The sequence below is a fragment of the Streptococcus ferus DSM 20646 genome, from assembly GCF_000372425.1.
GTDB lineage: Bacteria > Bacillota > Bacilli > Lactobacillales > Streptococcaceae > Streptococcus > Streptococcus ferus.
Genome location: NZ_AQVD01000005.1, coordinates 121,449 through 142,835, shown reverse-complemented (window position 1 = coordinate 142,835; position 21,387 = coordinate 121,449). Strand labels below are relative to the sequence as shown.

Sequence of the window (21,387 nt, the reverse complement as noted above, 5' to 3'; positions counted from 1 at the left end):
CTCAGAGTTAAGTGACGATAGCCTAGGAGATACACCTGTTCCCATGCCGAACACAGCCGTTAAGCCCTAGAACGCCTGAAGTAGTTGGGGGTTGCCCCCTGTGAGATAGGGTAGTTGCTTAGCCATCTTGGAGAGAGATCTCCATTTGGGAGTTTAACTCAGTTGAGTTAGGCTCTCTACCCAAGGGAGTTTAGCTCAGCTGGGAGAGCATCTGCCTTACAAGCAGAGGGTCAGCGGTTCGATCCCGTTAACTCCCATATAAGCGGGTGTAGTTTAGTGGTAAAACTACAGCCTTCCAAGCTGTTGTCGCGAGTTCGATTCTCGTCACCCGCTTTACAGAGATGTAACCCAAGTTATGTATTTATTTTACTTGGGCGCGTAGCTCAGCTGGTTAGAGCGCACGCCTGATAAGCGTGAGGTCGGTGGTTCGAGTCCACTCGTGCCCATCATCTTTATTTTATGGTCCGTTGGTCAAGGGGTTAAGACACCGCCTTTTCACGGCGGTAACACGGGTTCGAATCCCGTACGGACTATTATAACTGGAGGATTACCCAAGTCCGGCTGAAGGGAACGGTCTTGAAAACCGTCAGGCGTGTAAAAGCGTGCGTGGGTTCGAATCCCACATCCTCCTTTAAAGATAATCGCGGGATGGAGCAGNTAGGTAGCTCGTCGGGCTCATAACCCGAAGGTCGTAGGTTCAAATCCTGCTCCCGCAATAGACAGTTGGCTCGGTAGCTCAGTTGGTAGAGCAATGGATTGAAGCTCCATGTGTCGGCGGTTCGATTCCGTCTCGCGCCATAAATTTAATCAAGGAAGGGTAGCGAAGAGGCTAAACGCGGCGGACTGTAAATCCGCTCCTTCGGGTTCGGGGGTTCGAATCCCTCCCCTTCCATTGTTTACGGGCATAGTTTAAAGGTAGAACTAAGGTCTCCAAAACCTTCAGTGTGGGTTCAATTCCTACTGCCCGTGTTAATATGGCGAATGTGGTGAAGTGGTTAACACACCAGATTGTGGCTCTGGCATTCGTGGGTTCGATTCCCATCATTCGCCTATTTATTATTGGGGTATAGCCAAGCGGTAAGGCAAGGGACTTTGACTCCCTCATGCGTTGGTTCGAATCCAGCTACCCCAGTTGCCTATAATACTAGCCGGCGTGGCGGAATTGGCAGACGCGCTGGACTCAAAATCCAGTGTCCGCAAGGACGTGCCGGTTCGACCCCGGCCGCCGGTATAGTTGATTTGACAAGGTTCGTGAGCCTTGTCTTTTCTTTTTTTTTTCAAAATTTGAGACTAAAGTTACTAAAAATTTCTAGTTTATTTTTTGGTTGGTAATTTTAGGCATCAAAAAAGAGAAGAAATTTCATCTTTCTTCTCTTTAAAATAAACTAACTAATACTAATTTTTAATTCTTGGTTAAGAGCTACAGCTAGTTTACTCATAGTTTCAATGCTGGTATTATGACCTCTTTCAATTCGAGCGATAGTTGATTGAGGAACATGCGATAACTCTGAAAGTTGACGTTGAGTTAAGCCTGCTTTTGAGCGAGCATTGGCAACAGCAAGTGCACTCTCTAGAATAGCTTTTTCAGCTTGGTAACCCTCTTTAAAAGAATTATCTTTAAGTTGTTCATTTAAGAAATCATCAAATTTAATAGTTTTCATTCTTTTGTTCCCCTTCAAATTCTTTTTTGATGAGCTGTGCCTTTTTAATTTCAGTAATTGGCGTTTTTTGAGTTTTTTTGGTAAATCCATGTGTAATAATATATCTATTATCTACAGCGTGAAAATAAAGGGCACGTTGGATATTAGATGATACCTTGGAACGGATTTCAAAAATATCACTATTTAATTTCTTTATCCACTCCATACGTTGAGCTGTTAATAGCCCATGTTCTTGTATCATGCTAATAGTTGCCAGTAGTTTTTCTCTATCTTTCTGTGGTAAGGATTTATAAAACTCTACAAATTCATTATGACCATTCGGTCTTGTATAGAATTCAAATATCGGCTTCTTCATTGTACCTCCATGATAGCATATATTGTTCAAAAACACAAATGATTTTTCCCAACGATTTAAAACAAACTATCAAGTTTATCTGCCAATGCAACTTGTTTACTTGGATATAAATGTGAGTAAGTGTCAATTGTAGTTGTTATAGACGCATGTCCGAGACGTTCTTTGACAACAAGGTAATCTTCGCCTTGGTTGATTAAAAGTGAAGCATGGGAATGTCTTAAATCATGTATTCTTATTTTTTTAAGCTTAGGATTACGTTTTAATACACTATGATAATACTTTTCAATACTATCTTTAGTAATTGGAATAGGACTATCTTGAAATAGTTGTAAATCTGTGCAATTATCATTTGAAAATTGCTTCAGCAACTCATATTGTTTTTGCTGCCATACTTCTAGTTCGTTCATTAATTTAGCGTTAATGACAATCTGCCTAATACTAGCTTTTGTTTTAGGGGTACTGATATAACTAACTCCTTTTTTGAAGTAGACTGACTTTGAAACAGCTATTGTATTTCTGGAAAAATCAATATCATTCCAATTAAGAGCCAAAACCTCTCCTAGTCGCATGCCAGTGAAGTATAAAACTTTAAATAATAGTTGATAGTGATATTCTTCTGGAGTAAATAATTCTAAAAAGTCTTTAAATTCTGAAATAGTCCAATAGTTTAGCTTTGGCTTATTAATAGGCAGTTTTTTGATAAGTATTACGGGGTTAGAAGGATAGAATCCCTTGCGAACACCGACATCCATAATCTTCTTTAGTAAAATCATGATTTTATTAATAGTGTTTGAACTCAAAGGCTTTTTTGTATTTTTAGAAATTGTTACAGTGAGATGTTCTCTAAAATCATAGAAATCATCATATTGTAGCTTACTGACATCAGCGACTTTTTCAAAGTAATGCTTAATATGACGATTATAATTATTTTCTTGTGTGTTAATGTAACTTTGTTTTCTATGATTAATAATGTCTTCTTCTCTAAGAAAGGCATATAACATATCCATGGTTATTTTTGCCCCAAAGTAGCGTTCTTTAAGTTCGACACTTCGTAAATATTGTTCTGCTTCAAGAGCCTCTTTCTTTGTTTTAAAACCTTTACGAATAATTCGTCTTTGCTTTAAAGTGACAGGATTAAAACCATTACTAACATCAACCAACCATCCGTTATTTCCATTCTTTTTAACGACCATAGCTCTACTGCTTTCTAAAATTTGATATTAAGAAGCTCTTCTACGATAGTCGCAGGAATAGTACCAATTCGTTTATTGTTATAAATGGGAAAGCCTCGTTCAATCAAGACAAGTTTTCCTTTACGGATAATTTGTCGAGAAGTTCCTTCGGAAAAACCAAGGGCAACAAGGTCATCTTTTGTAACAGTTGTAATCATAATAGTTGTTCTCCTTATAAATTATGTTATAATAAGGACAAGCTAAGGGGAGTTGTCGCTCCCTTTTGTCCTAAGAGCTAAAAGCGTTTCCTTTTATTGGTCTAGAGGGGCGCTTTTTGTTTCGGGTAATATTCTGGGAAAGATATAGTATTCTAACACATGATTGATAAATGCTTCTTTATCATCAGTTGAATAAACTTTTTCTTCTCCAAAAAGTAGTGATGATTCTCCTAAATAGTCATGAGCTTCTCTCAATTCTTGAATTTGTGATAGATTGAAGAATCTGTCCTTTTCCGATTTCTCATTCTTCTTAGAAATTTCAAGGACATTGTTAAACCGTCTAATATACTGATTCAAATCTTCATGCTGAATTTTACCAAAGAAACTTTTAAGTGATTTATAATTGGTGATGATAATTATCCGACCAATGACTAACTTATTTTTATAGCGAGCAGATAGATGTGATTTGTTTAAGGGGTCTAATAATTTTAACCAGTCAGCGGGTAGAAGACTATCATATCTAGGGTCATCTAAAAGGATAATTTCTTCCCCAAAATATTCATCAAAAATATTTTTAGTACCTGCACTATACATCTTCCAGTTATAATTATATTCTTTAGCTCTTTTGATAATCTGTTCAATTAATTCTAAAGCTAAAGAGGTTTTTCCAATACCAGAACTTCCATGAATATAAATAACAGCTGGTTGAAATTCCCCACTCTCTAATTGCCTTAAAGTTCGTTTAGAAGCAATTTTTCCATAAGCTCTAAAAGCTTCATCTAGTTTGGTCTGATTATAAGACCATAGAAAAGTTAGTTCTTCATTTGCAAAAATATCATCTTCTGTCAGCGTTCCATTAACGATAGCTTGAAAAACACTATCTAACTCTTCGTCTGATTTTTCACGTTTAACAGTTGCGGAACGTTTGATAAAATCTAACTGATGTTCTTGAAAAAATTCTTTGTAATCGAAAGTTCCAAAAGTCTCTACATCATCAGGTGAATATTGATATTTATCGGGATTTTTAGCATGGATTAAATAAGCCTTGGAGTTTACTTTTCCATACTTTCCACGTCCACTAGGCTCAATATATTGTGGTAGTAAGCCTAGAACACTTGCTAGATGGTTTAAATCTCGTCTACTCGCAAATTCAATATAACCATGAATATGAGGTTCAACTAAAGTTAAATTATATTTTTTATCTTTGTCATGAATAATGAAAGCAACTTTAGCAGGAATACTTTCTTCAAGAGTCTGGATTCGTCTATGAATTTCTTTAAAGATGGCTACTCTATTCTCTTTCCAGTCTTGAAAGAGCTTCTTTTTTTCTTCCTCCCAATCCCAGTAATCTGACTTAAGCTGTTGCTCAAAGATAAAAGTAGTAGCTCTTTTTCTATCAGACATAAAACTCCTTTCTAGATTTGGGCAAATTAGTTTAATTTGCCCATGAATTTGCCCCTTGATTCATCAAGGAATTTAAGCTTTTTAGAAATCTCCTAATCCCTTGAAATTAAAGGGTTACACACCATTCTGTCGACAAGCCCTGAATGGTGTGTGCGTTGCTTAAAGGGTTTTGGCAAATTAAAATTCCCAAAAGTCTTTGAGTAAGTGTCAGCACCCCTTTTCAAGTAGCTCGAGCGTTAGCGCTTAACCGTGCCCTTGCGAGCTACCGCATCTTGCGTCCTCGCTCGCAGGCACTGACTAACCGCCCTCACCTGAAAAGATTACTGACCTTTGGCTTGCTCTTTGACTAAAGCAATATCGTCAGCTTTAGCACTCAATTCTAGTGATACAAATTCAGACCCCTTAGTGGTACGTGTATAAACACCAACATTAAGGTTAGTAAATTTAACAGTAACTGAACCTTGCTCGGCTAGCTTTTCCCTAGAAATAATAGGTACTTCACCATCTGAATTTGGTACTTTAACAGCTACTTTTTCATAGCGTAGCCTTGGTAGAACGACCACATACTTCCACCCTAGATGGACACGCTCATTATTATTAAGTTCATACCAATCTTGTACCTCAACGAGTTGATAATCTTTTTCTTCCCAGTTTTTAACAACTACTTCATTAGTTTTAATTGACATATTTTGTCCTCCTATTTTTTTAATCTCTTGAAGAATCCTGTTTTTTGGTCATCTTCTAGCTCATTCAAACGTTCTAGCATACTTGTTAAACGTTGCGATAAAACACGATTGTCAGTTTGAAGATTAGTTACTGTTTTGGTGATTTCTTTTTTAAAGTTGTAGAAATCAAATTCAAGTTCCAGTAAATCCTCTTCTAAACTTTGCGCTTGCTGGGTATTTAGGTCACCCCAAACCTTTTTAATAGAACTATCTAAATCTTTTGTTTTATCAATTTCTTTAGATAACTCAATGAATTTAGCGACCTCGTCTTTTGAAAAGTCAAAGAATACTTGTACGCTATGCCGACTAACTCTAGCTTTGGTTTTCGTGAACTCATAGCCAGATAGGTTTTCAATCTTTTTGCGCCACTTTTTAATGGTACTAATAGATTTTCCAGTTTGTTTCACTATGTCTACATATTCAATAAGCGTCACCTCTTTTTAGATATTTTATATCTTTTAAAGACATTATAATCTTATAAAATCAATAAGTCAAGATATTTTTGTGTTTTTTTAGATATTTTATATCTTTTTATGATATAATTTACACGAGGTGATAAAATGAATGACTATTTAATACAAAACTTCGGAAAGAATGTTGCACAATTGAGAAAGAAAAAAGGAGTTACTCAAGCAGAACTAGCAGAAGTTATTGGAGTAAAAAAAGCAGCTATTTCTAAAATTGAATTGGGTACAAGTTATCCAACGTTTGCAAATTTAGATAAAATTGCTAGATATTTTAAAGCAACACCCAATGAACTCTTTGGAACAAGCACGGATATTGAACTAGAGAGAGCCGTTATTAAAACAGATGAATATAGTGAAAAAGCTGAAAAAATTATCCGTGCTGTATCTAAAATAGAAGAGTATAGTGAGAAAGCGGAGCAAATTTTGTATGCTTTAGAGAGAGTTGATGAGCTAGAGAGAGCCGATTCTTCTCAAACTTACTCAAATGAAATTATCCATATTCTTGATAGATTAACTTATGCACCAATTATGGAAACTGATAAAGGAGACCCATTGTACCGTGATGACTTTGGCCACCTGACCACAGACCCAAGTGAGGGGATTAAGTATGCTCGTCATCTTTCGCAGCTCCAATTACTTTTCAATCAGGCTGATAAAATTAAGGAAATTGCAGACGATGTTAATTTTATCTTGGAGCATCAAGATATATTAAAAGATAAATAATTATTGAAAACTTTATAAAGTGATGGTATTTTATTACAATAACATATACTATAAACCGAAAAAATTCTCAAACAAAAAAACTAAAAAAGAGCTTGGGGCTAGGGCTAGTTTTGTCCCAAACTCTTTTTAGTTTACTTAATTACTTATAGATTTTGATTCTATTCTTTGGCGAATTGCTTGTAAATTTTTACCAATATCACCATCAAGTTGTATTAATTGCTTTGAAAGTTCATCAGGATATTTAAACGTTTCTTGATTTAATGTAATAAAAGTTGCTTTGGGATTAGCATAAGTCATTTGCATGAAAGGATATTTAATAATACCTGGTGTATTCATGCCTACACCAAGTTCTAAATAAATGATTGCTTTTTTGCTATTTTCTTCCAAAAATTCGCTATACCTTTTTTGAGCTTTATGCCATCCTTCATCTTCAACAAAACGATTGTCTATCCTTAGATTATTAGTCATAGGAGCACCACACCTAGGACAAGTTGGTATAAGATTAGAAGGGATTTTCATTTCCTTTTCAGATTCAACCATCTGATAAATCAAATCTTTGTTGTCATAGTTGGTATAATGACAAGGAACCGAACATTGCATTAAACCATAATCCCCTTGTGTATAAAAAAGCCTTTTTTTATCAAATCCCGCTTTCTGTACTTGATGATCGACATTAGTTGATAAAATAAAATAATCCTTATGTTTAACAATGTCTAATAAATCGATATAGGGTTGACCAACTGGTGCTTCATAGCGATTAATAAAAATATGACGACTCCACCATGCCCAATATTCTTCTTTTGTAGCAAAGGGATAAAAACCACCAGAATACATGTCTTCAATACCATACTTCTCTTTAAAATCAGAAAAATAGTTATCAAAACGTTCACCATAATAAGTTAGACCTGCAGAAGCTGATAATCCTGCACCAATACCAATTAAAACAGCATCTGCTTTTTCTAATTTTTTTACGATGTCATTAATTTGCTCCGAGTAATCTTTTGTAGATTTTTTCATCTTCTTCTTTAAAAACATTGAATACCACCTTCATCTTGCTATCTGTCTCTTTTAAATATTCTTGAACAGTTGCTACTGCCAGTTCTGCTGCTCTCTTATGTGGAAAATGAAATTCTCCTGTTGAAATACAGCAAAATGCTAAACTTTTTAAACCATTAACATCCGCTAATTCTAAACAAGAGCGATAACTACTAATTAAATCTTTTTCATGTTTAGATAGTAATCTACCATCAACAATAGGCCCAACTGTATGTAAAACATATTGACTTGGCAAATTATAAGCAGGGGTTATCTTAGCCTCACCCGTCTTTTCTAAGTGTCCTTGCTCTTTCATCAGCCGATAACACTCCTGCCGTAATTGAACACCTGCAAAAGTATGAATAGCATTATCAATACACTTGTGATTGGGATAAAAACAACCTAAAAGTTGACTATTAGCAGCATTAACAATACCATCTACTTTTAATGTCGTAATATCACCATTCCATAGGTATAATTGACCAGAAATCGGAGTCAAATCAGTCAATTTTATTACTGTTTTTTGTGTTAACTCTTCTTGAAGGTATGCATTTTGAATATCTAAAAACTCAGCTGACACAGTTTCTGGTGGGCGAACATTAATCAAAGCTCGTAAAAGTACTTTTTGCTGTTCAACTTCATCAGGAATTATAATATCTGCAAACTCTGCTCTTTCTGATAAGAGCACCTTTATTAAATACAATCTTCTTTGTGCTTGATTCATTAGTCTCTCCTTATGGATAACAAAATCATTTCCCTACCAAAACGAGATTGAGAAAAATCTCAATCTCGTTTTTTTATTTACAAAGTACTATGCTTTTATTGATTATTTACGAACTAAACTGATACGTTCTTGAATATGATTTCCTTTTTCAATTTCATCTGCAAAACCAAGAGCATAGTCAGCGTAACTAATGATACTTTCACCACGACTGTTAAGCGTTAATTGTTCCCCACCAAGAATATATTCCCCTGTACGTTCACCATCTGCTTGGAAATCACCTGCTGGACTAACAAATGTCCATTTGACATCATTACGTTTGCGAAGAACATCAAGTGCATCAGTTTGTGCTTTAGCAAGTGCATAGTATTCTTTCGGAAAATCTGGAGTATCTACCAATTGAACTGTTAGCTCTGGATCAACATATAAGCTACCCGCTCCACCAACAACTACAAAACGAGCATCTGAATTAGCCATGATATCTGATAAGTGATTAATCACTTCAACATGCAGATGAAGAGTTTCAGGAGCCCATGTTCCGAATGCACTAACTACAACTTCAAAATCAGCTACATCTTCCTTTGTGATGTCAAATAAATCTTTTTGAATATATGTTTGCGCTTTTGAAGCATTTGTTTCTTCACGACTAAAACCTGTGACATCGTATCCACGACCTACAAGCTCTTCTACGATAAGACGAGCTACACGACCATTTGAACTAATTACTGCAACTTTTGACATTATTTTTTCCTCCAAAAATTTATTTATTAGATGTAATCATAATTGTTACAACCTATGTTCACAGTATAGCAAGTTTTAGATGTAATGTCAATAGTTACACCGAAAAAGTTGTAACTTTTTTTGTTACATCGAAAATATGATATAATTAGTATAAGAAAATTAAAGAAGGAAGAAAAGATGCCATATTCTACACGATTAGCTACTTCAGTTCATATCCTACTAGCTATATATCATTTTGAAAATAAAGAGAAGGTAACTTCTACTTTTCTTGCTAACAGTATTCAAACTAATCCCGTAATTGTCCGAAACTTATTAGGAAAATTACAAAAATCTGGGCTTGTAAAAGTTGAAGCTGGAATAGGTGGAGCTCATTTAACAAAACAACCAGAAGACCTTACTCTCTGGGATATTTTTTTAGCTGTTGAAGATCCTCATAAAACCATTTTTAAACCACATGATGATACCAATCCAAATTGTGAAGTTGGGCGTGTTGTTCACTCCGTTCTTGACCCTCATCTAAATGATATTCACAACCAATTTCTACAATCATTAAAGGCAATTAATTTAGCCTCTCTTATTACGGATATGGATAATAAAATCGCACAAAACTAGTCCAAAACTCTTTTTAATAAGGAGTATACTTTCTAGCATTTTATAGTTACTAAAAAGTATCTAAAATTTGGAAGTGATACTAAGTTTAAAAACATATTATAGAAAAAAAGCTTATAAAATCAATATTTCTGAGATTTAAAACTAATAATGTTAGACTCAAAATCCAGTGTCCTCACGGACGTGCCGGTTCGACCCCGGCCGCCGGTATTATTCTTAGCCTCTAAACGTTGATTTAGAGGCTTTTTTATTTTTTTTGGTCGCCTTGTCTTTTTTTATTTAAACCAGACAATAACTTTCTAACTCGTGCATTTTCCTCATCAGCTTTTTCCTGAACCAAATGTCCATAAGTCTGAGTAATCTGGGTGATATCATTATGCCCCATCAACTTAGAAACAGCCCAAATATCTACCCCTTCAGCAAGTAACATATTGCAATAACTGTGTCTCTAACCTGTACTGTTCATAGTTTTAGGTTCAATATCAAGCTCTTGTAAATACTTCCTCAGACGCTTATTAATACTATTATTATCTTGAACACCATAAAAAAGATCTAAAAATAACATTATCATCATTTGTCATATCATAGTCTCATTATCAGACTTAATTAGCATAACAGGACGTGATTTTGACCCTATGCCATCATATCAAAAGAAATACAAACTACTAAAAGTGTATATCTTTGTAAATCATCCATAATTCACCTCATATTCAGGAATTTCTTTATCAAAGAATTCAGCGACATCATCATAATTATCAAGGTCAATTTTTTACGTACGAGGTTACTCAGCAACAAGTCTTCTAAATCTTGATCATTCATAACATTTGATGATTTCCTCAATTCAAATGGCAATCCCTGAATCCCTCTTCACACTTTTTCAAAAACATCACAAATGCCTCCCATACAATAGTTCCTAAATCATTATAAATAGCCGCCACCCTATCATACAAATCTTTATCAATTATTTTTGAAAATTCTTAGTAGTCCTAATAGCACCCTCATCATTTTATTTGCAATACTATTGCACCACTTTTGCATGGAAAAAACAAATATAACGACTAAAATGCTTTCTATAATTATAAAAATATGTTAAAATTACAGAAAAAGAAAGGTTCACGATATGAATAGAATTTCGGAAAAGAAATTAGATAACTTAGTTTTGTATTTACTTGTAACTATTGGTCCGTTGACAACTACTCAGTTAATTGAAAAGGCAACAAAACACCTAGAAAAACAAGATTTATTAACACCAGGTGATAAAGAGATTTTAGCAGGTAGAAGGGATACAACTTTCTCGCAGATTGTTAGAAACATCGTAAGTCATAGAAATACACCAGGAAACATGATATATGAAGGTTTAATCTCCTATGACAACAATAACTCATCATTAGCAATTACTTTAAAAGGAAAAGAACATTTTGAAAAGTTTATTGCAACTTCGTTTAAATAAAGGAAGCGTCAAATGTAAAAAAATGAACAATTAAAATTTGGGGTCATTACCAACTTTAATTGTTCATTTTTTACATATTTAATAATTCTTAATAATTAGATGTTTTACTTTTTTCTCATTTCTATTTTGAAAACTAACTTGATATTGCTTATCAAAACTACTAATTTCAAATGGAGTATCTCTATATAAATTATAAATAAAATCCGTATTTTTAATAATTAACAGAAATTTAGCTGGTGTATCTAATAAAGTATCCCGCAAGCGTATTTGGTCATGAGTTTGGAAGTCAATATTATTATAGTTACTAAATTCTGTATCGTATGGTGGGTCTAAGAATATAAAATCTTTATTGGAAAATTCAAAGTTTGTTAAAAATTTTAAAAAGTCTTCACAATATAATTTTGTTTTCGAAAAAATTTGCTTAGTCTCAAACGATTCCATACGTTCTATCTTATCACTAAGTGATTTGTGATTATAACTCAATCCTCCATAAGGAACATTAAACTCACCATTAACATTGAATCGGAACATTCCAGAAAATGAAAATTCTCTCATAAAGTAAAAGGTAGCAATAAAAAGTTCAGGAGAAATTTCGGGATTTCCTGATAATCCTTCATTATAAATATATCTGAAATAAGTATAAACGGCTCCTTTAAATGAACTGAGAATAATTTCAATTAACATATCATTATCAACAGCCCCTTTTACAACTTCTGTTTTTACAGTCCGAACATACTTTTGCATAACTAATTTGTCTAATAGCCTTCTTAATTTTTGAACATCATAAGATATTTTTTTATCTAATAGAGCCTCTAAACTGGCTCCATTCAACCATAGAAAACGCAGAATATCATTCTCTAGTTGTTTCTTATCTAATGTATATCTATAATTATAATAGATAGTTCGTAACTCTTCCTCCTTGTTATTAAGTAAATTTTCAATTTCAATCCAAGCAGAATTCATAAGATGTAATATTTTAAAAAAGGTTTCATTAGAGTCCTTTAAATAATGATATAAAGACATCAGCTCGGATGATATATCGTTAATATAAAATTGAGAAATATTTTTTTGTTCTGCTAAGTTTAAGAACAATGCTCCTCCTCCAACAAAAGGTTCAAAATATCGCTCAATTTTAGCGGGGAGTATAGGTAAGATATACTTCAGCTCAGTTTCTTTACCGCCTGCCCACTTTAAGTATGGTTTCATATGTCAAATCCTTTCAAATTATAATTATATCATAATTTATCCGCTATCAGTTAATCAAATTTTTTAATTAGTGTGTGTTGCCATTATTTTTGCTCACCCTGTCGCTTTTTATTTAACCCGAACAATAACTCTCTAACTCGTGCATTTTCCTGAACCAAATGTCCATAAGTCTGACAATAGCTTCTATCATTTTAAGAAAGATTATGTCAATATACTTTTAATCACTAGAAAATGACCTAGAGAAAAAACCTCTAAGTCGTTTTTTCATTTGCTAAACTTCCTTTTGTTATAGCTTATGTAATTAATAATGTCATAATTTCGATAATGAATAACAATTTAAAAACTAAATTTCAAGTTCAAGTTAGCCAGTCTGTAAAAACTCTTTAGGAGATTTATTGCATCTCAGAGTCTTTCTAATTGTTGTTGTGGTGATTACAATTATATCTCTCTGAGATGTTTTTTGATACCCTTAGGTGGCTAACTTCATTTTAGAACTTTCCATAACAATTTAAAGTTTGTAGTTTATAAAAAATTTTAATAAATACTTGACAAGTAGTTTTACAAGAAATATAATATAAATTTAATTCATATTATAGGGATAAGGAGATTCGTATGACTAAACATCATAAACTTATTGTCCTTGCAATGTGTTTAGGAACATTTATTGTAATGCTTGATACAACTATCATGAATATTGCTTTGCCAAGTATTCAAAATCAATTTTCTGTAACACTTTCAGATTTATCTTTACCTTTAAATGCTTATACAATCCTTTTTGCTTCACTTACCATTCCTTTAGGAAAACTCGCAAATATTCTTGGAAAAAAGTGTTGCCTTTTCAAAGGTTTATACAATTACTGAAAATGGGATAAAATCTTTTTATTACTATATTCAAACAGAAATTGAACCTCGGAAAAATAAATGGGATTTCATGGTGCGAATGTATTTTGCAGATAACTTGCCAATCCAAAAACAGAAAGAAATAATTGATGTTGAATTGATGAGACAAGAGGATAGTTTAGAACAGTTACTCGAACTTCAAAAATTACTCGAAAAACGGATGAATAGATTTCAAAAATTTAGCTTAGAAACTGGATTGAAGCAAAAAGAGGTTTTAATTGAGGAGTTGAGACAATTAAAAAAAGAAATAGAGAAGAACTCTTTGTCAAACAATAAAGCAGGTATTTTCTATGCTTGGAGTTCTAAACAACTGGCAGAAGTAGAAGCCAAACGGCATGCAGAACTTTTTTATTGATTATGTTTAAAGTTGAAAATCATTTCTGTAACTTAGGGACAGCGCGGGGAGTTAATTGAAAAAAAGGTTGTCTATTCGTCTGAGCCTCTTATGTTATAATGAGTTAATCAAGGAGGTTTATGATGAGGAAGGCACTGTTGTTAATTGATATTCAAAAAACGTTTAGAGATGGCTCTTGGGGAGGACGGAATAATGACGCAGCAGAGAATAATGCGTCTAGGCTGCTTGCATCATTTAGGGAGCATGGGGACTTGGTGATTCACGTTCAGCATAAGAGCCAAAATCCTAATTCTAGATTCTATGTAAAGAACGAGGGGGTTGGCTTTCAGGACAGTGTTCTTCCGTTAGATGGTGAACAATTGATTTCTAAGTCTGTGAATAGCGCCTTTATTGGCACCCATTTGCAGGACTATCTTGAGGAAAATGGTGTTTCAACACTGGTGATTGCAGGTTTGACGACACCTCATTATGTTTCAACTACAACTCGGATGGCTAGTAATTTGGGTTATAAAACCTATTTGGTTGAAGATGCAACAGCCTCTTTTGCTTTGCAAAATCATCAGGGAAAAACCTTTTCTCCGCAAGATGTTCAAGAGATCTCACTGGCGACGTTGCATGATGAATTTGCTGTAATTGTGTCGACAGATGATGTGATTAAGCATTATCATCAGCTGAACTAAGACCTGGGAACAAAAATGGCTCGGATTAGGAGATCTGATATTTTAATGTAATGAGGGTTGCAAAGCTTAGTCGTGTAGTGGAGGAGAGAAATGATGACGGAGTATATTGTTAAAAACCAGGAAAGATGGAATCGCGTGTCAAGCAGGCAGGGGAATGCCTACACGATTCCCTATAGCCATGAAGCCTTAATGGCCCTCAAGGACAAACCGATGGCAGTGGCTCTGACTGTTGGAGCTAACGTTCCTTTATCATGGTTTGAAAAAGCAAAAGGTAAGAAACTTTTAGGTTTAGCCTGTGGTGGAGGGCAGCAAGGTCCAGTCTTTGCTATGAATGGCTATGAGACGACTATTATGGATTTTTCAGAATCACAGTTGGAAAAAGATAGACAAGTCGCAGATAGAGAGGGCTTATCACTGATAACGGTTCAGGCAGATATGACGAAGACTTTCCCCTTTGCGGATCAGTCGTTTGATATTATTTTTTGCCCGGTATCCAATGTTTATATTGAAAACCTGGATACGATGTGGCGTGAAGCCTATAGGGTTTTGAAAAAAGGCGGTTTGTTAATGGTAGGTTACATGAACCCTTGGATTTATATGTATGATGGTGAGGATGTTTGGGAGCACCCTGAAAAAGAGTTGTCTTTGGCCTACCCTCTTCCTTTTAATTCCAGACAGTTAGAAGCTGAGGGTCGGATAAATATTGATCCGGCTTATGGTTATGAGTTTAGCCACACCTTGGAAGAACAAATCAGGGGTCAGCTGAAGCAGGGGTTTGCCATGATTGATTTTTATGAATCTAAGGATAAAAACAATCGGTTAAGTGCATTTGGCAGTGATTATCTTGCGAATTTGTCCATTAAGCTGTAAGTTAGAAATGAGAGAAGCATTTTTACTGGGTTATAGGCAGGGCTTTGGGTCCTGTCTTTTTGTTTGATAAGCTGAGATTTTATTTACTTTAGAGAGTTTTTAAGTTTGATTAAAGTTTAATTGGTTAATATTTAAATGGTTTTATCAGACAATGAAAGAAGGGGTGTCCTATGTTTACTTATAAAGTTGGAATTTCTGCAGCAGAACATGATGAGTTCGCAAAGGCAAGTAATCAAGTCAATCTATTACAAAGTAGTGACTGGGCCAAAATAAAAGATAATTGGGAAAATGAGCGTCTTGGTTTTTATCAAGATGACAAATTGGTGGCCTCGGCCTCTATTCTTATCAAACCCCTGCCTTTGGGGATGACCATGCTTTACATTCCCAGAGGGCCAATTATGGACTATCAGGATAAGGATTTGGTTGACTTTGTGATTGCTAGCTTGAAAGACTATGGCAAGCAAAAGCACGCTCTTTTTATCAAATTTGATCCGGCTCAGTTTTTGAAACAATACAAAATTGGAGATCAGGTTGATGAGGACTCGGATATTTTATCTAATATTGACTATTTAGCCCAATCGGGTGTTGTCTGGACAGGTCGGACCAAAGAAATTGCAGAAACGATTCAGCCGCGTTATCAGGCTAATGTTTATACACAGGAAGATATGCTGCCAACTTTTCCAAAGCATACCAAGCGTTTAATGAAAGATGCACAAAATCGAGGGGTAGAAGTGTATCGCGGCAGTATTTCAGATTTGAATGATTTTGCCCGTGTGGTGGCTCTCACGGAAAATCGAAAAGGGGTATCGCTGCGAGGAGAGGCTTACTTTAGAAAACTAATGGAAACTTATGGGGACGATGCCTATCTTCATCTGGCAAAAGTGAATCTGCCGAAGCGATTAGACAGCTATAAGCAGCAACTGCGTCAGATTGAAAAAGAGTTAGCAGCAACCCAAGCGCACCAAAAGAAGCGTTTGACCAAACTGCAGCAGCAAAAGCAATCGGTTAGCAACTATATTGCAGAATTCGAAGACTATGTCACCAAGTATCCCGATGAACTGGTTATTGCAGGGATTCTATCTGTTTCATTTGGGAATGTGATGGAAATGCTTTACGCCGGCATGAACGATGCCTTTAAGAAATTTTACCCGCAGTATGCGCTTTATCCTAAGGTTTTGGAAGATGCGTACGAGGCCGGTATCATTTGGGCTAATATGGGGGGGTAGAAGGGAGCTTGGATGATGGCCTGACCAAATTCAAGTCGAATTTCAATCCCGTGATTGAAGAGTATATGGGGGAATTTGATATTCCTGTCAGTCCGCTTTACAAATTGGCCAGCATTACTTACAGGATTCGTAAGAGACAGAGAAACCGACATTGATTTTCAAACTCAGCAGCTAGCTTTTTGGCAGGGCTTCTGCTGGGTTTTTCTGGTTTCCCATTTCGTTTTAATCTCGTCAATTACAGCTGAATATGGTAAAATGTAGGAAGAATGAAGGATGAGGGAAACGATGTCTGAATTATTCAAAAAATTAATGGATCAGATTGAGATGCCACTTGAAATCAAAACTTCAAGTGTTTTTTCGTCTGCCGATATTATTGAGGTTAAGGTGAATCCTGCGGAAAGAAGCTGGCATTTTCATTTCGCTTTTGAAGAACTGCTGCCTCTTGAATCTTACCGGGAACTGTCATCTCACTTAACCCAGTCTTTTGATAAGGCAGAGATTAAGGCGACCTTTGATCTTAAGGTTGCCAATCCGCTTATCTCCAATGAACTCCTGCAAGCCTATTATCAGGAAGCTTTTGAGTTGCCTCTATGTAACAGTGCCAGCTTTAGAAGTTCTTTTGCTGCGCTTGAGGTTTCTTATCAAGAGGGCACGGTATCTATTTCGGCTCCGCAGTTTGTTAACAATGAACATTTTCGTCAAAATCATTTACCGCGTTTGGTACAGCAGTTTCAGGAATTTGGTTTTGGGACCCTGGCCTTTGAAATTGTCTCAGATGAAAGGGTAACCGAAGATTTGAGAGCTTCTTTTGTCTCGTCTCGTGAGGATCTGATTCAAAAGGCTACTGAGCAGGCCATAGAAGTTCAAAAATCGCTGGAGGCGACCATGCCGCCTCCGGAGGAGGCTAAGCCGACTTTTGATTATAAAGAGCGTGCTAAAGAACGTCAGGTTGGTTTTGAAAAGGCGGATATTACGCCGATGAATGAGATTGAAACCGAGGAAAACAAGATTACCTTTGAAGGCGTGGTTTTTGACGTGGAACGGAAAACGACCCGGACAGGCCGTCATATTATCACCTTTAAGATGACCGACTACACCTCAAGCTTCCCGATGCAGAAGTGGGCTAAGGATGAAGCTGATCTTAAAAAGTATGACATGATTGCCAAGGGAGCTTGGCTGCGTGTTCGTGGCAATATCGAAAACAATCCCTTTACCAAGGCCTTAACCATGAATGTGCAAAATGTTAAAGAGATTGTCCACCATGTCCGAAAAGACTTGATGCCTGAGGGGCAAAAGCGAGTTGAATTTCATGCCCATACCAATATGTCGACCATGGATGCTTTGCCGACTGTTGAAGAGCTGGTTGCTAAGGCGGCGCAATTCGGCCATCCGGCAGTTGCCATTACAGACCACGGCAATGTTCAGAGTTTCCCGCACGGTTACCATGCGGGCCGTAAGAACGGCATTAAGGTGCTTTTTGGTCTGGAAGCCAATATTGTTGAAGACCGTGTTCCAATCACCTACAATGAGGTTGATTTGGAGATGAACGAGGCAACTTATGTCGTATTTGACGTTGAAACGACGGGACTGTCAGCTGTTAATAATGACTTGATTCAAATTGCGGCATCGAAGATGTATAAGGGCAATATTGTTGAGCAGTTCGATGAGTTTATTGATCCAGGGCACCCTCTGTCAGCCTTTACGACAGAATTAACTGGAATAACGGATCAGCATGTCAAGGGCTCCAAGCCTTTGGAGCGGGTTTTAAAAGAATTTCAGGATTTTTGTCAGGACACGGTTTTGGTGGCCCATAATGCGACCTTTGATGTCGGTTTCATGAATGCTAACTATGAACGTTATGGCTTACCGATGATTACCCAGCCTGTGATTGACACCTTAGAATTTGCCCGCAACCTCTATCCGGAGTACAAGCGTCATGGTCTAGGACCTCTGACCAAGCGATTCCAAGTCTCGTTGGAACATCACCACATGGCCAATTATGATGCGGAAGCGACGGGACGCCTGCTCTTTATCTTCTTGAGGGACGTCAAGGAAAAACATGGCGTTACTAACCTCCTAGATCTTAATACCAAGGTTGTTGATGACCATTCTTATCAAAAAGCCCGAGTCAAACACGCAACGCTTTATGTTCAGAATCAGACGGGGCTAAAAAATCTGTTCAAACTGGTAAGTCTGTCTAATATCAAGTATTTTGCGGGAGTGGCCCGTATTCCAAGGACGGTCCTTGATCAGTATCGCGAGGGATTGCTTCTGGGGACGGCTTGTTCTGATGGGGAGGTTTTTGATGCCCTCCTGTCAAACGGATTTGATAAGGCGCTAGATGTTGCTAAGTATTATGATTTCATTGAAGTTATGCCTCCCGCACTTTATGAGCCTTTATTGGCACAGGGACTGGTGAATAGCCGTGAGGATATTGAAAAGCTGATTAAGGACTTAATTGCCATCGGTCAGCGCTTGGAGAAGCCCGTTTTAGCAACGGGAAATGTCCATTATCTTGAGCCGGAAGATGAGATTTACCGTGAAATCATTGTTCGCAGTCTTGGTCAGGGAGCGATGATTAACCGTCCGATTGGGCGGGGAGAAGGTGCTCAGCCGGCTCCTCTGCCAAAGGCGCATTTCAGAACGACTAATGAAATGCTGGATGCGTTTGTTTTCTTGGGAGAAGACCTTGCCTACCAGTTGGTTGTGACGAATCCTAATGCGATGTTGGAGCGGTTTGAAGATGTGGAGGTCGTTAAGAAAGATCTTTATACCCCGTTTATTGATAAGGCTGAGGAGAAGGTCGCTGAAATGACCTATCGCAAGGCTTTTGAAATTTATGGAAATCCGCTTCCAGACATTATAGACCTGCGGATTGAAAAAGAGCTGACCTCCATCTTGGGGAATGGCTTTGCAGTTATCTATTTGGCTTCTCAGATGCTGGTTAACCGCTCTAATGAGCGGGGCTACTTGGTTGGCTCCAGAGGATCAGTCGGCTCCAGTTTTGTGGCGACTATGATTGGTATCACAGAGGTGAACCCGATGCCACCTCACTATGTCTGTCCAGACTGTCAGCATTCGGAATTTATTACGGACGGTTCGGTTGGGTCAGGCTATGACCTTCCTGAAAAAAACTGTCCCAACTGCGGTAGCAAGTATCATAAAAATGGACAGGACATTCCTTTTGAAACCTTCCTCGGATTTGATGGGGATAAGGTTCCCGATATTGATTTGAACTTTTCTGGGGATGACCAGCCCAGCGCCCATTTGGATGTCCGTGAGATTTTTGGTAAGGACTATGCCTTCCGTGCGGGAACAGTAGGTACTGTTGCGGAAAAAACAGCTTATGGGTTTGTCAAAGGGTTTGAGCGTGATTACGGTAAGTTCTATCGGGATGCTGAAGTTGACAGGCTAGCCATGGGTGCTGCAGGAGTCAAGCGAACCACGGGACAGCATCCCGGGGGTATTGTTGTCATTCCCAATTATATGGATGTCTATGATTTCACGCCTGTTCAGTATCCGGCTGATGACTTGACAGCTGAATGGCAGACGACCCACTTCAACTTCCACGATATTGATGAGAATGTTCTTAAACTTGATGTCCTAGGCCACGATGACCCGACGATGATTCGCAAACTGCAGGATTTATCTGGGATTGATCCAAAGGACATTCCGGCTGATGATCCGGATGTGATGAAGTTATTCTCCGGAACAGAGGTTCTAGGAGTGACGGAAGAGCAGATTGGAACACCAACGGGTATGTTGGGGATTCCAGAATTTGGGACAAACTTTGTTCGGGGGATGGTCGATGAAACACATCCGACCACTTTCGCCGAACTGCTGCAACTGTCAGGTCTGTCACATGGTACCGATGTTTGGCTGGGAAATGCTCAGGATCTCATCAAAAATGGTATTGCCACCCTGTCCACTGTAATTGGCTGTCGGGATGATATCATGGTTTATCTGATGCACGCAGGTCTTGACCCTAAAATGGCCTTTACCATCATGGAAAGGGTGCGTAAGGGCTTGTGGCTGAAGATCTCCGAAGAAGAGCGCAATGGCTACATCTCTGCCATGAAAGAAAACAATGTTCCCGATTGGTATATCGAATCTTGTGGCAAGATTAAATATATGTTCCCGAAAGCCCATGCCGCAGCCTATGTTTTGATGGCTCTGCGGGTAGCTTACTTTAAAGTCCATCACCCGATTTACTATTATTGTGCTTATTTTTCCATTCGGGCAAAGGCTTTTGAGCTGAAGACCATGAGTGCCGGTCTTGATGCTGTTAAGGCAAGGATGGCTGATATCGCGGCTAAGCGTAAAACCAATGAAGCCTCAAATGTGGAAATTGACCTCTACACGACTCTGGAAATCGTCAATGAAATGCTGGAGCGAGGCTATCAATTTGGCAAGCTCGATCTTTACCGCAGTGATGCAACTGAATTTCAGATTGAGGGCAAGACGCTGATTCCGCCATTTGTTGCGATGGAAGGTCTGGGAGAGAACGTTGCCAAACAAGTGGTCAAAGCACGTTCTGAGGGTGAATTCCTGTCTAAAACGGAATTGCGCAAGCGAGGCGGGCTCTCCTCGACTCTTGTTGATAAAATGAGTGATATGGGGATTCTGGGTAATTTACCTGAGGATAATCAGCTTTCTCTCTTTGACGATATTTTTTAAGGAGACTACGGTGAAACTTGATATCAGGGCTGTTGACAGGACAGAAGACAAGTCCTTTGCCTATTCTTTGGAGATAGCTGACTGGCCTCTCCAGACTGCTAGTCTGGGGGCAGCCTTCCTTGCTGCCATGAGTCTGGGACTTGCTTATTTGAAACATTTAAAATAATAGGAGAGGCGACCCTCCTTGTTTTT

General features: G+C 37.4%; 20 protein-coding genes, 12 tRNA genes, 1 rRNA gene and 2 pseudogenes. 23 read left to right on the top strand and 12 right to left on the bottom strand.

Going from position 1 to position 21,387, the window contains the following annotated elements:
• Positions 1–7: 7 nt before the first annotated feature.
• The 13 genes from rrf (at position 8) to A3GY_RS0107965 (ending at position 1,231) form a co-directional block, all read left to right on the top strand.
• Positions 8–123, top strand: a 5S ribosomal RNA gene (gene rrf, locus A3GY_RS0108025).
• 61 nt (positions 124–184) lie between these two features.
• A tRNA-Val gene (locus A3GY_RS0108020) sits at positions 185–257 on the top strand.
• Between the two features lie 5 nt (positions 258–262).
• Positions 263–333: transfer RNA gene (locus A3GY_RS0108015), tRNA-Gly, on the top strand.
• Between the two features lie 39 nt (positions 334–372).
• A tRNA-Ile gene (locus A3GY_RS0108010) sits at positions 373–446 on the top strand.
• 15 nt (positions 447–461) lie between these two features.
• A tRNA-Glu gene (locus tag A3GY_RS0108005) sits at positions 462–533 on the top strand.
• Between the two features lie 8 nt (positions 534–541).
• A tRNA-Ser gene (locus A3GY_RS0108000) sits at positions 542–631 on the top strand.
• Between the two features lie 11 nt (positions 632–642).
• Positions 643–716, top strand: a tRNA-Met gene (locus tag A3GY_RS0107995).
• Positions 717–725: 9 nt separating this feature from the next.
• A tRNA-Phe gene (locus tag A3GY_RS0107990) sits at positions 726–798 on the top strand.
• Between the two features lie 13 nt (positions 799–811).
• Positions 812–892, top strand: a tRNA-Tyr gene (locus A3GY_RS0107985).
• A gap of 6 nt (positions 893–898) precedes the next feature.
• Positions 899–969 (top strand) — tRNA-Trp (locus A3GY_RS0107980).
• 8 nt (positions 970–977) lie between these two features.
• Positions 978–1,050 (top strand) — tRNA-His (locus A3GY_RS0107975).
• Positions 1,051–1,060: 10 nt separating this feature from the next.
• Positions 1,061–1,132 (top strand) — tRNA-Gln (locus A3GY_RS0107970).
• A 15-nt stretch (positions 1,133–1,147) separates the two neighbouring features.
• A tRNA-Leu gene (locus A3GY_RS0107965) sits at positions 1,148–1,231 on the top strand.
• Between the two features lie 154 nt (positions 1,232–1,385).
• Here A3GY_RS0107965 and A3GY_RS0107960 read toward each other — a convergent pair.
• From A3GY_RS0107960 to A3GY_RS0107930, 7 genes are all read right to left on the bottom strand, one after another.
• On the bottom strand, positions 1,386–1,661 hold the full coding sequence (locus tag A3GY_RS0107960) for a helix-turn-helix domain-containing protein (protein WP_018030889.1): 276 nt from the start codon (positions 1,659–1,661) through the stop codon (positions 1,386–1,388).
• Positions 1,648–2,016, bottom strand: coding sequence for a type II toxin-antitoxin system RelE/ParE family toxin (locus tag A3GY_RS0107955; RefSeq protein WP_018030888.1), 369 nt, complete (start codon positions 2,014–2,016; stop codon positions 1,648–1,650). Before A3GY_RS0107955 ends, A3GY_RS0107960 begins: the two co-directional genes overlap by 14 nt.
• A gap of 56 nt (positions 2,017–2,072) precedes the next feature.
• Positions 2,073–3,209 (bottom strand): tyrosine-type recombinase/integrase, encoded by a 1,137-nt coding sequence (locus A3GY_RS0107950; RefSeq protein WP_018030887.1) that lies wholly within the window; start codon positions 3,207–3,209, stop codon positions 2,073–2,075.
• A gap of 14 nt (positions 3,210–3,223) precedes the next feature.
• On the bottom strand, positions 3,224–3,406 hold the full coding sequence (locus tag A3GY_RS0107945; RefSeq protein WP_013642633.1) for a DUF3173 family protein: 183 nt from the start codon (positions 3,404–3,406) through the stop codon (positions 3,224–3,226).
• Between the two features lie 93 nt (positions 3,407–3,499).
• Entirely contained in the window at positions 3,500–4,810 is a 1,311-nt protein-coding gene (locus A3GY_RS0107940; RefSeq protein WP_018030886.1) for a Rep family protein, read from the bottom strand.
• Positions 4,811–5,130: 320 nt separating this feature from the next.
• Positions 5,131–5,496, bottom strand: a complete 366-nt coding sequence (locus A3GY_RS0107935; protein WP_018030885.1) for a hypothetical protein — start codon at positions 5,494–5,496, stop codon at positions 5,131–5,133.
• Between the two features lie 11 nt (positions 5,497–5,507).
• Positions 5,508–5,942, bottom strand: a complete 435-nt coding sequence (locus tag A3GY_RS0107930) for a hypothetical protein (RefSeq protein WP_018030884.1) — start codon at positions 5,940–5,942, stop codon at positions 5,508–5,510.
• A gap of 153 nt (positions 5,943–6,095) precedes the next feature.
• Here A3GY_RS0107930 and A3GY_RS0107925 point away from each other — a divergent pair, with 153 nt between their 5' ends.
• Positions 6,096–6,725: a helix-turn-helix domain-containing protein gene (locus A3GY_RS0107925; protein ID WP_018030883.1), complete on the top strand. Its 630-nt coding sequence runs from the start codon at positions 6,096–6,098 to the stop codon at positions 6,723–6,725.
• A 135-nt stretch (positions 6,726–6,860) separates the two neighbouring features.
• Here A3GY_RS0107925 and A3GY_RS0107920 read toward each other — a convergent pair whose 3' ends face one another.
• The 3 genes from A3GY_RS0107920 to A3GY_RS0107910 all read right to left on the bottom strand — a co-directional run bounded on the left by A3GY_RS0107920 (position 6,861) and on the right by A3GY_RS0107910 (position 9,222).
• The gene (locus A3GY_RS0107920) at positions 6,861–7,742 is read right to left on the bottom strand and encodes an SIR2 family NAD-dependent protein deacylase (protein ID WP_018030882.1); all 882 of its coding nucleotides are present in this window, start codon (positions 7,740–7,742) and stop codon (positions 6,861–6,863) included.
• Entirely contained in the window at positions 7,705–8,484 is a 780-nt protein-coding gene (locus tag A3GY_RS0107915) for a protein-ADP-ribose hydrolase (RefSeq protein ID WP_018030881.1), read from the bottom strand. Before A3GY_RS0107915 ends, A3GY_RS0107920 begins: the two co-directional genes overlap by 38 nt.
• A gap of 102 nt (positions 8,485–8,586) precedes the next feature.
• Positions 8,587–9,222, bottom strand: a complete 636-nt coding sequence (locus A3GY_RS0107910) for an NAD(P)-dependent oxidoreductase (RefSeq protein WP_018030880.1) — start codon at positions 9,220–9,222, stop codon at positions 8,587–8,589.
• A gap of 177 nt (positions 9,223–9,399) precedes the next feature.
• Here A3GY_RS0107910 and A3GY_RS0107905 point away from each other — a divergent pair, with 177 nt between their 5' ends.
• On the top strand, positions 9,400–9,834 hold the full coding sequence (locus A3GY_RS0107905; RefSeq protein ID WP_018030879.1) for an Rrf2 family transcriptional regulator: 435 nt from the start codon (positions 9,400–9,402) through the stop codon (positions 9,832–9,834).
• 244 nt (positions 9,835–10,078) lie between these two features.
• On the opposite strand, the gene A3GY_RS10345 is transcribed toward A3GY_RS0107905, so the two are convergent.
• Positions 10,079–10,261: a hypothetical protein gene (locus tag A3GY_RS10345; protein ID WP_018030878.1), complete on the bottom strand. Its 183-nt coding sequence runs from the start codon at positions 10,259–10,261 to the stop codon at positions 10,079–10,081.
• Between the two features lie 690 nt (positions 10,262–10,951).
• Here A3GY_RS10345 and A3GY_RS0107885 point away from each other — a divergent pair.
• A complete protein-coding gene (locus A3GY_RS0107885) occupies positions 10,952–11,281 on the top strand; it encodes a hypothetical protein (protein WP_018030875.1) in 330 nt (109 codons plus the stop codon).
• A 78-nt stretch (positions 11,282–11,359) separates the two neighbouring features.
• Here A3GY_RS0107885 and A3GY_RS0107880 read toward each other — a convergent pair whose 3' ends face one another.
• Entirely contained in the window at positions 11,360–12,487 is a 1,128-nt protein-coding gene (locus A3GY_RS0107880; protein ID WP_018030874.1) for a DNA adenine methylase, read from the bottom strand.
• Positions 12,488–13,099: 612 nt separating this feature from the next.
• Between A3GY_RS0107880 and A3GY_RS0107875 the strand changes: the two are divergent.
• The 7 genes and pseudogenes from A3GY_RS0107875 to A3GY_RS10320 form a co-directional block, all read left to right on the top strand.
• A pseudogene (locus A3GY_RS0107875) lies at positions 13,100–13,333 on the top strand (MFS transporter); the annotation flags it as partial.
• A complete protein-coding gene (locus tag A3GY_RS09800; protein ID WP_018030872.1) occupies positions 13,305–13,742 on the top strand; it encodes a hypothetical protein in 438 nt (145 codons plus the stop codon). The pseudogene A3GY_RS0107875 and the gene A3GY_RS09800, both read left to right, overlap by 29 nt.
• Before the next feature lie 119 nt (positions 13,743–13,861).
• Positions 13,862–14,422, top strand: a complete 561-nt coding sequence (locus A3GY_RS0107865; protein ID WP_197708970.1) for a cysteine hydrolase family protein — start codon at positions 13,862–13,864, stop codon at positions 14,420–14,422.
• Between the two features lie 93 nt (positions 14,423–14,515).
• Positions 14,516–15,292, top strand: a complete 777-nt coding sequence (locus A3GY_RS0107860) for a class I SAM-dependent methyltransferase (protein ID WP_018030870.1) — start codon at positions 14,516–14,518, stop codon at positions 15,290–15,292.
• A gap of 170 nt (positions 15,293–15,462) precedes the next feature.
• A pseudogene (locus tag A3GY_RS09795) lies at positions 15,463–16,673 on the top strand (aminoacyltransferase).
• 130 nt (positions 16,674–16,803) lie between these two features.
• Positions 16,804–21,195, top strand: a complete 4,392-nt coding sequence (locus tag A3GY_RS0107850) for a PolC-type DNA polymerase III (RefSeq protein ID WP_026161984.1) — start codon at positions 16,804–16,806, stop codon at positions 21,193–21,195.
• 10 nt (positions 21,196–21,205) lie between these two features.
• Positions 21,206–21,361, top strand: a complete 156-nt coding sequence (locus A3GY_RS10320; protein ID WP_018030868.1) for a hypothetical protein — start codon at positions 21,206–21,208, stop codon at positions 21,359–21,361.
• Positions 21,362–21,387: the final 26 nt, after the last annotated feature.

Excerpts from the sequence above, each read along its gene's own strand:
- A3GY_RS0107940 (WP_018030886.1), bottom strand. The coding sequence starts at position 4,810 with ATGTCTGATAGAAAAAGAGCTACTACTTTTATCTTTGAGCAACAGCTT.
- A3GY_RS0107960 (WP_018030889.1), bottom strand. The coding sequence starts at position 1,661 with ATGAAAACTATTAAATTTGATGATTTCTTAAATGAACAACTTAAAGAT.
- A3GY_RS10345 (WP_018030878.1), bottom strand. The coding sequence starts at position 10,261 with ATGTTACTTGCTGAAGGGGTAGATATTTGGGCTGTTTCTAAGTTGATG.
- A3GY_RS0107950 (WP_018030887.1), bottom strand. The coding sequence starts at position 3,209 with ATGGTCGTTAAAAAGAATGGAAATAACGGATGGTTGGTTGATGTTAGT.
- A3GY_RS0107865 (WP_197708970.1), top strand. The coding sequence starts at position 13,862 with ATGATGAGGAAGGCACTGTTGTTAATTGATATTCAAAAAACGTTTAGA.
- A3GY_RS0107955 (WP_018030888.1), bottom strand. The coding sequence starts at position 2,016 with ATGAAGAAGCCGATATTTGAATTCTATACAAGACCGAATGGTCATAAT.
- A3GY_RS0107885 (WP_018030875.1), top strand. The coding sequence starts at position 10,952 with ATGAATAGAATTTCGGAAAAGAAATTAGATAACTTAGTTTTGTATTTA.
- A3GY_RS0107920 (WP_018030882.1), bottom strand. The coding sequence starts at position 7,742 with ATGAAAAAATCTACAAAAGATTACTCGGAGCAAATTAATGACATCGTA.
- A3GY_RS0107850 (WP_026161984.1), top strand. The coding sequence starts at position 16,804 with ATGTCTGAATTATTCAAAAAATTAATGGATCAGATTGAGATGCCACTT.
- A3GY_RS0107880 (WP_018030874.1), bottom strand. The coding sequence starts at position 12,487 with ATGAAACCATACTTAAAGTGGGCAGGCGGTAAAGAAACTGAGCTGAAG.
- A3GY_RS0107935 (WP_018030885.1), bottom strand. The coding sequence starts at position 5,496 with ATGTCAATTAAAACTAATGAAGTAGTTGTTAAAAACTGGGAAGAAAAA.
- A3GY_RS0107945 (WP_013642633.1), bottom strand. The coding sequence starts at position 3,406 with ATGATTACAACTGTTACAAAAGATGACCTTGTTGCCCTTGGTTTTTCC.
- A3GY_RS0107860 (WP_018030870.1), top strand. The coding sequence starts at position 14,516 with ATGACGGAGTATATTGTTAAAAACCAGGAAAGATGGAATCGCGTGTCA.
- A3GY_RS0107905 (WP_018030879.1), top strand. The coding sequence starts at position 9,400 with ATGCCATATTCTACACGATTAGCTACTTCAGTTCATATCCTACTAGCT.
- A3GY_RS0107915 (WP_018030881.1), bottom strand. The coding sequence starts at position 8,484 with ATGAATCAAGCACAAAGAAGATTGTATTTAATAAAGGTGCTCTTATCA.
- A3GY_RS0107910 (WP_018030880.1), bottom strand. The coding sequence starts at position 9,222 with ATGTCAAAAGTTGCAGTAATTAGTTCAAATGGTCGTGTAGCTCGTCTT.
- A3GY_RS0107925 (WP_018030883.1), top strand. The coding sequence starts at position 6,096 with ATGAATGACTATTTAATACAAAACTTCGGAAAGAATGTTGCACAATTG.